Here is a 12,830-nt window from a genome sequence, read left to right as displayed (position 1 = left end):
GGCACGGAGGGGAAAGCCGAGGGGGCGTACCGGGCCGACGGGCCGGGGACGCCCCCTCGAAACGTCTCGCAGCGTGCGGCGGGTTCACAGCGCGCCGACGCGCCGACCGGCCCGCCACCTTCCGTTTCCCCTCGTCACACGAGTGTCGGTCCACGGGGCGATCGGGTCTCCGCTGCACGCGCCGTACCAGAGGGCCGGCACCCTCAGCGACTGCCGCCGGACCGGCCGAGCAGCGAGGCGAGCGTCTCGCTGAAGGCCGTCGCCGAGTAGTCGGCGTGTTCGCGTATCCGGGCGGCGACGGTGTCCGCTGCGCCGGTCTCCACGAGGCGGACCAGGCGCTCGGCGCGGTGTTCGTGGGCTTCGGGGGTGTCGGGGAGGGTGGACAGGTAGAAGTCCGTCGCGTCGTACGCCATGTGGAAGACGTGCTTCTTCACGTCGCTCAGCGTCAGGTAGTCGTCGGCGGTCGTCGGCCTCGGTTCGGGCGCTCCGACGCAGACCACCGGGGTGCCGGCGCCCCAGGCGTTGACGCAGAGGTGGTAGGTGTCCGTGATGACCAGCCGGTAGCGGGGCAGGACCTTCACCAGGTCGCCGACGGTGTGGTCGCCCGGGCGCGCCGGGATGTGGCCGACCTGGGAGGGGACCTCCCGGTCGAACCACGGCAGCCATTCGAGCGGGGCGCCGAAGCGGTCGGACAGGCGCCGGCAGAAGTCGGGCAGCCAGGCGGGGATCGGGGTGCGGGCGCCGAGGAACACGCCGATCGCGCCGCCGTCCGGGACCTCCTGGGACCACCGTGTGGCCGGGAGGTGGTCGAGGTCGCCGGGGCGGGACAGCAGCGCCGCGTCCGAGCCGAAGTGGTCGGTCGTACGGTCCCCGCGGATGTGCGCGATCTTGGCGGCCGACAGCGGGTCACGCACCCAGACCCGGTGGCTGCGCCTGACCAGGCGTGAGAACAGGGGGCCGTACTCCTTGTCCTCGTAGTCGGACTGGGTGTTGTGCAGGATCGTCCCGCCGTAGCTGAGGGTCCGTGCGAGGAGTTCGTCCGGCTGGTCCGCCATCAGCAGGGTCCGGTTCAGCAGTGCCATGGCGGCGTCGCGGTCCGCGGCCAGGCCGAAGTCGAGCAGACGGTTCGTCGCGTCCTGCGCCAGGTAGTGCCGGGTGTGGAGGAAGTCGCCCCAGAAGACGACGGCGTCGTGGTCGCGGAGCTCGTCGAGGTGCTCGGTCAGGGAGCGGAAGCGGAACGGGAAGTCGGTGCCGCGCGCGGCCTCGCGCAGGGGCACGGTCTCCGGCAGGTGCAGGGTGTACCAGGTCGGGTCGATGCCGGTGCCCGTACGCCGTCGCAGCGACTCGAAGGCCAGGTCGACGGTCAGCATTCCTGTGTTGCGGTACCCGATGTTGGGCGCGGTGATGACGGCGACGCGTGCCATGTGTTCCTCTCCCCGTGGCTGTTCCCGGCGCCCCGAGGCGTGGCGCGGACCATCAGCCAACTTCCACATCAGCCAACGTACACATCGGCCGGAGCACGTCTGACCGCCGGTCCTGACGCACCCCGGGGACACGGCCCTCGGCGCGACCGTGCACCGCTGTCGGACCCCACCGGTACCGTCGGATCATGGCGCAACAGGCGGGGACCCAGGCCGGCGAGCGGCGGCTCGCCGTGCTCGAAGGCGTGCTGGAACGGATCACGTACGCCAATGAGGAGAACGGCTACACGGTCGCCCGGGTCGACACGGGCAGAGGCGGCGGCGACCTCCTCACGGTGGTCGGCGCGCTGCTCGGCGCCCAGGTGGGGGAGTGCCTGCGGATGGAGGGCCGCTGGGGGTCGCATCCGCAGTACGGCAAGCAGTTCCACGTCGAGAACTACACGACGGTCCTGCCCGCCACCGTCCAGGGCATCCGGCGCTATCTGGGGTCGGGGCTGGTGAAAGGGATCGGGCCGGTCTTCGCCGACCGGATCACCCAGCACTTCGGGCTGGACACCCTCCGCGTCATCGAGGAGGAGCCGAAGCGGCTGATCGAGGTGCCAGGTCTCGGGCCCAAGCGGACGAAGAAGATCGCCGACGCGTGGGAGGAGCAGAAGGCGATCAAGGAGGTCATGCTCTTCCTGCAGACCGTCGAGGTGTCGACGTCCATCGCCGTGCGGATCTACAAGAAGTACGGGGACGCGTCGATCTCCGTCGTCAAGGAGCAGCCCTACCGGCTCGCCGCCGACGTCTGGGGCATCGGCTTCCTCACCGCCGACAAGATCGCCCAGTCCGTCGGCATCCCGCACGACAGCCCGGAGCGGGTCAAGGCGGGCCTGCAGTACGCCCTGTCCCAGTCCGCCGACCAGGGCCACTGCTTCCTGCCGGAGGAGCGGCTGATCGCCGACGCCGTCAAGCTTCTCCAGGTCGACACCGGGCTGGTCATCGAGTGCCTCGCCGAGCTGGCCCGCCCCCCGGCGGAGGGCGAGGACCCGGGGGTCGTACGGGAGAAGGTGCCGGGTCCCGAGGGGGACTCCGAGCAGCCCGTCACGGCCGTCTACCTGGTCCCCTTCCACCGTGCCGAGCTGTCCCTGGCCTCCGGGCTGCTGCGCCTCCTGCGCACCGACCAGGACCGGATGCCGGCCTTCCGGGACGTGGACTGGGGCAAGGCGCTGAGCTGGCTGAGATCCCGCACGGGTGCCGACCTCGCCCCGGAGCAGGAGGCGGCCGTCAGACTCGCACTGACCGAGAAGGCCGCCGTGCTGACCGGCGGGCCCGGCTGCGGCAAGTCCTTCACCGTCCGCTCGATCGTGGAGCTGGCCCGTGCCAAGGGCGCCAAGGTGCTGCTCGCCGCCCCCACCGGGCGGGCCGCCAAGCGGCTGGCCGAGCTGACCGGCGCCGAGGCGTCCACCGTGCACCGGCTGCTGGAGCTGAAGCCGGGCGGGGACGCGGCGTACGACCGGGACCGGCCGCTCGACGCCGACCTCGTGGTGGTCGACGAGGCCTCCATGCTCGACCTGCTGCTCGCCAACAAGCTGGTGAAGGCCGTTCCGCCGGGGGCGCACCTGCTGTTCGTGGGGGACGTGGACCAGTTGCCCAGCGTCGGCGCCGGGGAGGTCCTGCGTGATCTGCTCGCCGACGGCAGTCCTGTCCCCGCCGTCCGGCTCACCCGGGTCTTCCGGCAGGCCCAGCAGTCGGGGGTCGTCACCAACGCGCACCGGATCAACGCCGGGCAGCATCCGCTCACCGACGGGCTGAAGGACTTCTTCCTCTTCGTGCAGGACGATACGGAGGAGGCGGGGCGGCTCACCGTGGACGTGGCCGCGCGGCGGATTCCGGCCAAGTTCGGGCTGGATCCGCGGCGGGACGTGCAGGTGCTCGCGCCGATGCACCGGGGGCCGGCCGGCGCGGGCGCGCTCAACGGGCTGTTGCAGCAGGCCATCACCCCCGGGCGGCCCGATCTGCCGGAGAAGCGGTTCGGCGGCCGGGTGTTCCGGGTCGGAGACAAGGTCACCCAGATTCGCAACAATTACGAGAAAGGGAAGAACGGTGTCTTCAACGGCACCGTGGGCGTAGTCACCTCGCTCGACCCGGTCGACCAGCGCCTGACGGTGCTGACGGACGAGGATGAGGAGGTTCCGTACGAATTCGACGAACTGGACGAACTGGCACACGCATACGCGGTGACCATTCACCGGTCGCAGGGCAGTGAATATCCCGCGGTGGTGATTCCGGTCACGACGGGGGCGTGGATGATGCTCCAGCGCAACCTGCTCTACACGGCGGTCACGCGGGCCAAGAAGCTGGTCGTCCTGGTCGGTTCGCGCAAGGCGATCGGTCAGGCGGTGCGCACGGTGTCGGCGGGACGGCGGTGCACGGCCCTCGACTTCCGGCTCGGCGCGGCTCATCGTGAAAAATGATCGATCAAATGAGTCATGTGGGTCACAGAGCACTTCCAGATGCCCCTCCGAGGGGGCAGGATGAGCAGGTTGGCGGCACTGAGTGCCGCCGATAGGCCCAATGGTCGACCCCGAGTGCACTCTCCTGAGCCAAATGGGGGATGGTAGAGACAGTCAGGGCACCTCGAAGATGAGGCACTACGTCGGTGAGGGAAGACGTGAGCGACAACTCTGTAGTACTGCGGTACGGCGACGGCGAGTACACCTACCCGGTGGTCGACAGCACCGTCGGCGACAAGGGCTTCGACATCGGGAAGCTCCGCGCTCAGACCGGTCTGGTGACTCTGGACAGCGGGTACGGCAACACGGCCGCCTATAAATCCGCTGTCACCTACCTCGACGGTGAGGCGGGCATCCTCCGCTACCGCGGCTACCCCATCGAGCAGCTGGCCGAGCGCTCCACCTTCCTCGAGGTGGCGTACCTGCTGATCAACGGCGAGCTGCCCACCGTCGACGAGCTGACGACGTTCAAGAACGACATCACGCGGCACACGCTGCTGCACGAGGACGTCAAGAACTTCTACAAGGGCTTCCCGCGCGACGCCCACCCGATGGCCATGCTGTCCTCGGTCGTCTCGGCGCTGTCCACCTTCTACCAGGACAGCCACAACCCGTTCGACGAGAAGCAGCGCAACCTCTCCACGATCCGGCTGCTCGCGAAGCTCCCGACGATCGCGGCCTACGCGTACAAGAAGTCGATCGGCCACCCGTTCGTCTACCCGCGCAACGACCTCGGCTACGTCGAGAACTTCCTGCGCATGACGTTCTCGGTCCCGGCGGACGAGTACGAGCTGGACCCGGTCGTGGTGTCCGCGCTGGACAAGCTGCTGATTCTGCACGCCGACCACGAGCAGAACTGTTCGACCTCCACGGTCCGCCTGGTCGGCTCCTCGCAGGCCAACATGTTCGCGTCGATCTCGGCCGGCATCAGCGCCCTGTGGGGTCCCCTGCACGGCGGTGCCAACCAGTCCGTCCTGGAGATGCTGGAGGGCATCCAGGAGACCGGCGGCGACGTCGACGCCTTCATCCGCAAGGTGAAGAACAAGGAGGACGGCGTCCGCCTGATGGGCTTCGGCCACCGGGTCTACAAGAACTTCGACCCCCGCGCCAAGATCATCAAGGCCGCCGCGCACGACGTCCTGTCCGCTCTCGGCAAGTCCGACGAGCTGCTGGACATCGCGCTCAAGCTGGAGGAGCACGCGCTCTCCGACGACTACTTCGTCTCGCGCAGCCTCTACCCGAACGTCGACTTCTACACCGGTCTGATCTACCGGGCCATGGGCTTCCCGACCGAGATGTTCACGGTCCTGTTCGCCCTCGGCCGCCTGCCGGGCTGGATCGCCCAGTGGACCGAGATGATCAAGGAGCCGGGCTCCCGCATCGGCCGCCCGCGCCAGATCTACACGGGCGTCGTCGAGCGGGACTTCGTCCCGGTCGAGGAGCGCTGACACCTGCCGGTTGGGGGGCGCCGGTCTTCGGTGCCCCACTACGGCGGTGCGTCTCCCCGGCGGGTGCCCGTCCGCTGCCGGCCCGGAAGGGCGGTGGCTCGGCGCGGAACCGTCTGCGGAGTCACCGGGCCGCCCCGCGGGTGGGCCCTGAAGCAGAGGTGCACAGCAGAAGGCGCCCTGACGCCGGTCCCCCCACGGGCCGACGACCAGGGCGCCTTCCCATGTCCCGGTGCGGATTCCCCCCACGGGATCCGGCCGGGCGCTCGGAGAGGACAGCGCCTGAATTCGCTGTCGGTGAGCAGAACGAGCAAAACTCGTCCCACTCCAGTGACGCGGTGCGATCTGCCGGGACAACGCACGCAGGGAGGGCCGCTCAAAGCTTCCCGGTGTACGTGCCCCGGCAACGCATCTCTGAGGAAGTCCCCCAAGACATCCCCAGATGTCAGTCAGCGCCCCCCAAGACGCTGGTCTGACATCGCCAACTTAGACCTTCGAACCCCTTCGATGGTTACGTTCGCGTCACTGTGATCTGCGTCTCTTGCATATGTCCTATAGGTGCGCAAGAGCCCCGATACAGAGATCGAGGCTCAAGCGTAAGGATGATGCGCGAGCCTTGTGAAGAGCTTATGTGAGGCACGCGCAGGACTCCAGGGGGACTCCTGTATCGGCTGCGCCTAACCCCCGGTAACCCCCGGGGACTTCAGCGGAACCGGCGCAGCCGGAGGCTGTTGGTCACCACGAACACCGACGAGAAGGCCATCGCCGCCCCCGCGATCATGGGATTGAGCAGCCCCGCGGCGGCCAGCGGCAGCGCGGCCACGTTGTAGCCGAAGGCCCACACGAGGTTCCCCTTGATGGTGGCGAGCGTCCGCCGCGAGAGCCGGATGGCGTCCGCGGCCACCCGCAGGTCGCCGCGGACCAGCGTCAGGTCGCCGGCCTCGATCGCCGCGTCCGTGCCGGTGCCCATGGCGAGGCCCAGGTCGGCGGTGGCGAGCGCGGCGGCGTCGTTGACACCGTCGCCCACCATGGCCACCGTCCGCCCCTCGCGCTGCAGCCGCCGTACGACGTCGACCTTGTCCTCGGGCAGCACCTCGGCGTACACGTTCCCGGCGTCGATGCCGACGGTCTTGGCGACCGCCTCGGCGACCGTCCGGTTGTCCCCGGTGAGCAGCACCGGCGTCAGTCCGAGGGCGCGCAGGTCCCGTACCGCCTCGGCGCTGCTGCCCTTGACCGCGTCGGCGACGGCGAGGACCCCGCGGGCCCGCCCGTCCCAGCCGGCCACGACGGCCGTACGGCCCTGCTCCTCGGCCTCACGTGCCGCGCGGACCAGCTCCTGCGGCAGCTCCTCGTAGAGGCGCCCCACGGCCACCTCGCGGCCCTCCACGCGCCCGCGTACGCCCCGCCCGGGGACGTTCTCGAAGTGCTCGACCGGCGGCAGTGTCCCGGCACACTCCTCGGCGCCGGCGGCGACGGCACGGGCGACGGGATGCTCGGAGGCGTGCTCCACGGCACCCGCGAGCCGCAGCAGCTCCTTCTCGTCCTCGCCGTCCGCGACGTACACCCCCTGGAGGGTCGTCCGGCCGGTGGTGACCGTGCCGGTCTTGTCCAGGACGACCGTGTCGACGCGGCGCGTGGACTCCAGGACCTCGGGGCCCTTGATGAGGATGCCGAGCTGGGCGCCGCGTCCGGTGCCAACCATCAGCGCGGTCGGCGTGGCGAGGCCCAGCGCGCAGGGGCAGGCGATGATCAGGACGGCGACGGCGGCGGTGAACGCGGCGACGGTGTCCCCGGTGACGCCCAGCCAGGCGCCGAAGGTGCCGGCCGCGATGAGCAGGACCACGGGCACGAACACGGCGGAGACCCGGTCGGCGAGCCGCTGCACCTCGGCCTTGCCGTTCTGCGCGTCCTCCACCAGCCGGGCCATCCGTGCGAGCTGGGTGTCGGCCCCGATCCGGGTGGCCTCGACGACCAGCCGGCCGCCCGCGTTGACCGTGGCGCCGGTGACCCGGTCGCCGGGTCCGACGTCCACCGGCACCGACTCGCCGGTCAGCATCGACGCGTCCACGGCGGAGACGCCCTCGGTCACCGTGCCGTCGGTGGCGATCTTCTCGCCGGGCCGTACGACGAACCGGTCGCCCACGGCCAGGGACGACACCGGAACCCGCACCTCACGGCCGTCCCGCAGCACCGCGACGTCCTTGGCGCCCAGCTCCATCAGCGCCTTCAGGGCGGCCCCGGCGCGCCGCTTGGAGCGGGCCTCCAGATAGCGGCCCAGCAGGATCAGCGCGACGACGCCCGCGGCGACCTCCAGGTAGATGGTGGAGGTGCCGTCCATCGCCGAGACGGTGAGGCGGAACTCGTCGTGCATGCCGGGCATGCCCGCGTCGCCGAAGAACAGCGCCCACAGCGACCAGCCGAACGCGGCCAGCGTGCCGACCGAGACGAGGGTGTCCATGGTGGCGGTGCCGTGCCGGGCGTTGGTCCACGCGGCCCGGTGGAAGGGTGCGCCGCCCCAGACGACGACGGGCGCGGCGAGCGTGAGCGAGAGCCACTGCCAGTTGTCGAACTGCAGCGCGGGGATCATCGCGAGCAGCACGACGGGCGCCGCGAGCAGCGCGGAGACGAGCAGGCGCTGCCCCAGGGCGCCGAGTCCGGTGTCGCGCTCCTGGGGCTGCGGGGTCGTCTCGGAGGCCGTCCCGGGGGTCGGCTGCGGTGGCGGGGGTTCCTCGGCGGTGTAGCCGGTCCGCTCCACGGTGGCGATCAGGTCGGCCACCTGGACGCCTTCGGCGTAGCTGACCTTGGCCTTCTCGGTGGCGTAGTTGACGGTGGCGCTGACGCCTTCCATCCGGTTGAGCTTCTTCTCCACCCGGGCGGCGCAGGAGGCGCACGTCATGCCGCCGATGAGCAGCTCGACCTCGGCGGTCGTACCCGTGATCATGGCGGTCTCTGCGGTGCTGCTGGTCATGTCCGGACTCCAGACATCGGACCGGACCGTACGGATCCAGTATCAGCTGGTCGGCACTGCCCGGTCGGGGAAACGGGCGTACGTCTCAGGCCCTGCCGGCCAGTTCGAAGCCGGCCTCGTCCACGGCGGCGCGCACGGCCTCGTCGTCCAGCGGCGCGTCGGAGACGACGGTCACCTCGCCGGTCGACGCGACGGCCTTCACCGAGGTGACGCCGGGGATCTCGGAGACCTCGCCGGAGACGGAGCCCTCGCAGTGGCCACAGCTCATGCCGGTCACCTTGTAGACGGTGGTGACGGAGCCCGGGGTGTCGGTCTGGGCGCTCATGTCTTTACTCCTCGTCGAGGCGTGTGGGGCCGATGGGTCCCCGAGGGGAACCCCATGTTCCTCACACTATACCCCTAGGGGGTATTACTCCAAGAGGACTCACGCAGTGCCAGTGACCGCACCCAGCCGACCCCGGCCAGCGCGACCAGGACCGACCCGCCTACCGAGAACAGGGTGAACAGGTGCTCCTGCCCCGCGCTCGGCCAGTCGGGTGAGCCCGGCAGCAGCTGTCCGGCCGGGCCGGCGCCGGACAGGCGGGCCACCAGCCGTGCGGCGATGCCGTGCGTCGAGTCCCACAGGACGTGCAGCAGACAGACGCCCAGACAGGTGCCGACGACCGGCGCGGCGCACCGGAAGCCCCCAGCCGCTCGGCGCAGGGACAGCAGCACGCCGCCGGCGAGCGCCGTCCACAGCCCGTGGCCGAAGGGGGCGAGTACCCCGCGCAGCAGTTCCGTCTCCAGCAGCGTCCGCAGATCGACGCCCCCGGTGGAGACGGTCGCGTCGAAGGCGTAGCCCACGCTCTCCAGCGCCGCGAAGCCGAAGCCGACGGCCGCGCCCAGCACCAGCCCCGCCCGCGTCCCGCGGATGCCCGGCTGCCGGCGCAGCACGAAGACCAGCGCCGCCAGCTTGGCCGCCTCCTCGGTCAGGGCGACGCCGGTGAACATCCCGAGGGAGGGGTGCAGCAGATACGACTCCATCACCGAGGCGCCGAGCACGCCGAGCGCGCCACCGGCCAGGAAGGATCCGAGGATCGCGCTGACGCCGAGGTCGCGGCCGTGCCGTTCGTACGCCCAGAGCACGAAGGTGACGGGTGCGAGAAAGCTGCCGAGCAGGATGAGTGTCGGCAGCAGCGCGGTGCTGCGGGTGACGTACGTGACCAGCATGCCCGGCGCCCACACGGCGAGCCCGCCGCCCAGGCAGCGCTTCCACAGGCCCGCCCTGATGCGGGGGTACGGCGGTGGGGGCTGCTGGGGGCCGGGGATGCGGGCCCTGGGGGTGCCGGGCGGCGGGGAGTGGGTCACGTCGGTCCCCTCGGACTGCTGCTGGGCGATTCATCCGCACTCTAGGCAGATGTCCTGTGCGGCGCAGTCCGGGTGCCCCCGTCGGGTCATGGGCGGCCGCACCGGTCGCCCACCAGGGGGTCCAGGTAGCGGATCAGGACGTCCTTGATCTCCTGCACGTAGGCCGCGCGCTCGGCGCCCTGGTGGGCGAGGACCAGCTCCAGGCCCGCCTTGTAGATGCCGAGGCAGACGTGCGCCGTGCGGGTGAGGTCGGCCGCGGGGGCCTCGGGCAGGAGCGAGGCGAGCAGGTCCTCGATGCGCCCGACCAGGGCGGTGTGCAGCTGGTCGTGCGCCTCGGTGATCCCGCCGGGCATGTCGGGGCCGTGCATCAGCGCGAAGAACACCGGGTGCTCGGTGTTGAACGCCATGAACCGGTCGATGGCAGCGCCGATGACCTCCTCCAGCGGGGTGGCCGGATCGACGGGGGCCAGCGCCTCGCCGTAGGTCTCCCGCATCTCGTGGACGAGTCGGTCGCCCAGCTCGACCGCGATCGCTTCCTTGTTCGGGAAGAACTGGTAGAGCGTGCCCGGAGAGACCCCGGCCTCACGGGCGATGGCGTTGGTGCTGGCGGCCGTGTAGCCGGTGGTGCAGAAGACCTGGGCGGCGGCTTCGAGCAGCTGTGCGATGCGGCGCTCGCCGCGAGCCTGGCGGCGGCGCGGCTGCTCCTTCTCCGAGGTGTCGGACACGCGTGATCCCCAGCTCTCCAAAAGATGATTGACAAACGCGAGTGGTCGCTCGCATTCTTGAGAAACGCGAGCGATCTCTCGTGTTTGCCAGTTTATGGCAATGACTCCTCCGTGCCCCCCTGCCTGCGCGGGCACGGTTCGTGGTGAAGGGGACACCGCACGATGTCCGATGTCAACAGCCCGCCCCGGCCCGGTGGCTGGACCCGATTCGTCACCGCCCGCCCACGGCTGTCGCTGCTGGCGGCCCTGCTGCTCACCGCGCTCGCCGTGCTCGCCGGCGGCGGGGTGGCGGACCGTCTCGGCAGCGGCGGCTGGGAGGCCCCGGCCGCCGAGTCGACCCGAGCCACCAAGGCCCTGGAGCGGCAGTTCCCCGACTCCCAGCCGAACGTGCTGCTGCTGGTCGACACCGGCCGCTCCTCCGTCGACGACCCGGCGGTGGCCGCCGAGGCCCGGCGCCTGGCCGAGCGGCTGGCGGCGGAGAAGGGCGTCACCGGAGTCGGCTCGTACTGGCAGAGCAGGTCACCGGCCCTGCGCGCCGAGGACGGCCACGAGGCACTGATCGCCGCCCGGATCACCGGCGACGAGAACGCGATGGGCAAGACCCTGGACCGCATCGCGCCCCGCTACCGCGGCACCCACGGCCCGGTGCGGGTGAGGCTCGGCGGCATGGTCGCCGTGCGCCATGAGATGCAGACCATCATCAAGGAGGACCTCGCCCGGGCCGAGCTGATCGCCCTGCCGATCACCCTCGTGCTGCTGGTCATGGTCTTCGGCAGCGCGATCGCCGCCCTGCTGCCCCTCGGGATCGGCATCGTCGCCATCCTCGGCACGAACGCGGTCCTGCGCGGCCTGACGGCCTTCACCGACGTCTCCGTCTTCGCGCTGAACCTCACCACCGCCCTCGGCCTCGGCCTCGCCATCGACTACGCCCTGTTCATCGTCCGCCGCTACCGAGAGGAACTCGCCACCGGAGCGACCCCGGTGGCCGCGGTCGGTACGACCCTGCGCACCGCAGGCCGCACCGTGCTCTTCTCCGCTCTCACGGTCGCGGTGTCCCTGGCCGCCATGATGGTCTTCCCGCAGTACTTCCTGCGGTCCTTCGCCTACGCCGGCATCGCCGTTGTCCTGCTCGCCGCGGCCGCCGCCCTGATCCTGCTCCCGGCCGCACTGGTCCTGCTCGGCCACCGGGTCAACTCCCTGGACGTACGCCGCCTGTTCCGCCGGGACCGCGCCCCGAAACCCGCCGAGGGGACCACCTGGGCCCGCACCGCGGGCCTGGTGATGCGCCGTGCCCCGCTCTTCGCCGTCGGCACCAGCGCCCTGCTGGTGATCCTCGGACTTCCCTTCCTGGGCGTGAAGTTCGGCACCGCCGACGACCGCCAGCTGCCCTCGACCGCCGAGTCCCACGTGGTGCAGCAGCACGTCCGCGAGGGCTTCCCGGGCAGCCCCGGCGGAGGCCTGGAGATTCTCGCCGAGGGCAGGGCCACCAAGGCCCAGTACGCCGGCTACCGGCAGCAGGTGGCCGCCCTGCCCGGGGTGGCCCGCGTCGAAGGGCCCCTGGTCAAGGGCGACGCGGCCTACTTCACCGTGCAGCCGAGGGGCGAGGCCGTGGACGACACCGCCCAGCGCCTGGTCGGCGACCTGCGCGGGCTGGACGCGCCCTTCGACACCCGGGTGACCGGCACGGCCGCCGTCCTCGTCGACTCCAAGCACGCGATAGCCGAGCGCCTGCCGTGGGCAGCCGCGTTCATCGCGGTCGTCACCCTCCTCCTGGTCTTCCTGCTCACCGGCAGCGTGCTGATCCCGCTCCAGGCCGTGGTGCTCAACGCGCTCAGCCTGACCGCCATGTTCGGCGCGGTTGTCTGGGTCTTCCAGGACGGCCACCTGTCCGGCCCGCTCGGGTTCACCAGCTCCGGTTCCATAGAGACCACCCTGCCGGTGCTGATGTTCTGCGTGGCCTTCGGACTCTCCATGGACTACGGCGTGTTCCTGCTGTCCCGCATCAAGGAGGAGTACGACCGCACGGGCGACCACGAGGCGGCGGTGCGGCACGGGCTCCAGCGCACCGGCGGGCTGATCACCGCGGCGGCGGTCATCCTGGCGGTGGTGATGGTCGCCATCGGCACCTCCCGGGTCACCAACACCAAGATGCTGGGTCTCGGGATCGCGCTCGCGGTGCTGATGGACGCGATGGTCGTCCGCAGCCTGCTGGTCCCGGCCATCATGCGGCTGACGGGCAGCGCGACCTGGTGGGCACCGGCGCCGCTGCGTCGGCTCCACCAACGGTTCGGTCTCAGCGAGGGCGAACCTCCGGCACCCCGGAAGGACGCGGAGCCGGGCCCGTCCGCCGCTCCGCCTGAGGGCGCGACCGGCCACGACGAACGGGAACCGGCCCCCCAGCCGGCGGGCCCCCGAAGCATCTAGTC

At 70.9% G+C, this 12,830-nt stretch carries 8 protein-coding genes; 3 read left to right on the top strand and 5 right to left on the bottom strand.

Going from position 1 to position 12,830, the window contains the following annotated elements; all coding sequences use genetic code 11:
* Window positions 1-203 precede the first annotated feature (203 nt).
* Window positions 204-1,424, bottom strand: a complete 1,221-nt coding sequence (locus ACIHEJ_RS16345) for a polysaccharide pyruvyl transferase family protein (protein ID WP_400135531.1) — start codon at window positions 1,422-1,424, stop codon at window positions 204-206.
* 185 nt (window positions 1,425-1,609) lie between these two features.
* On the opposite strand from ACIHEJ_RS16345, the gene ACIHEJ_RS16340 reads away from it, so the two are divergent.
* Together ACIHEJ_RS16340 and ACIHEJ_RS16335 are read left to right on the top strand one after the other, a co-directional pair.
* Window positions 1,610-3,880: an ATP-dependent RecD-like DNA helicase gene (locus ACIHEJ_RS16340; RefSeq protein ID WP_400135529.1), complete on the top strand. Its 2,271-nt coding sequence runs from the start codon at window positions 1,610-1,612 to the stop codon at window positions 3,878-3,880.
* Window positions 3,881-4,077: 197 nt separating this feature from the next.
* Window positions 4,078-5,367 (top strand): citrate synthase, encoded by a 1,290-nt coding sequence (locus ACIHEJ_RS16335; RefSeq protein ID WP_400135527.1) that lies wholly within the window; start codon window positions 4,078-4,080, stop codon window positions 5,365-5,367.
* A 700-nt stretch (window positions 5,368-6,067) separates the two neighbouring features.
* Here ACIHEJ_RS16335 and ACIHEJ_RS16330 read toward each other — a convergent pair.
* The 4 genes from ACIHEJ_RS16330 to ACIHEJ_RS16315 form a co-directional block, all read right to left on the bottom strand.
* Window positions 6,068-8,332: a heavy metal translocating P-type ATPase gene (locus tag ACIHEJ_RS16330; protein WP_400135525.1), complete on the bottom strand. Its 2,265-nt coding sequence runs from the start codon at window positions 8,330-8,332 to the stop codon at window positions 6,068-6,070.
* Window positions 8,333-8,417: 85 nt separating this feature from the next.
* Complete coding sequence (locus ACIHEJ_RS16325; protein ID WP_400135524.1) at window positions 8,418-8,657, bottom strand: heavy-metal-associated domain-containing protein; 240 nt, start codon at window positions 8,655-8,657, stop codon at window positions 8,418-8,420.
* A 74-nt stretch (window positions 8,658-8,731) separates the two neighbouring features.
* Complete coding sequence (locus ACIHEJ_RS16320) at window positions 8,732-9,679, bottom strand: PrsW family intramembrane metalloprotease (RefSeq protein ID WP_400135522.1); 948 nt, start codon at window positions 9,677-9,679, stop codon at window positions 8,732-8,734.
* Window positions 9,680-9,765: 86 nt separating this feature from the next.
* Window positions 9,766-10,404, bottom strand: coding sequence for a TetR/AcrR family transcriptional regulator (locus ACIHEJ_RS16315; RefSeq protein WP_400135521.1), 639 nt, complete (start codon window positions 10,402-10,404; stop codon window positions 9,766-9,768).
* A 162-nt stretch (window positions 10,405-10,566) separates the two neighbouring features.
* Here ACIHEJ_RS16315 and ACIHEJ_RS16310 point away from each other — a divergent pair, with 162 nt between their 5' ends.
* A complete protein-coding gene (locus ACIHEJ_RS16310) occupies window positions 10,567-12,828 on the top strand; it encodes an MMPL family transporter (protein ID WP_400135519.1) in 2,262 nt (753 codons plus the stop codon).
* Window positions 12,829-12,830 lie beyond the last annotated feature (2 nt).

Origin of the sequence: Streptomyces sp. NPDC052301, assembly GCF_044593395.1 — a bacterium.
In the GTDB taxonomy this organism is placed as follows: Bacteria; Actinomycetota; Actinomycetes; order Streptomycetales; family Streptomycetaceae; genus Streptomyces.
The sequence above is the reverse complement of the archived record's forward strand: the minus strand, read 5'-3'. Positions and strand labels throughout refer to the sequence as shown.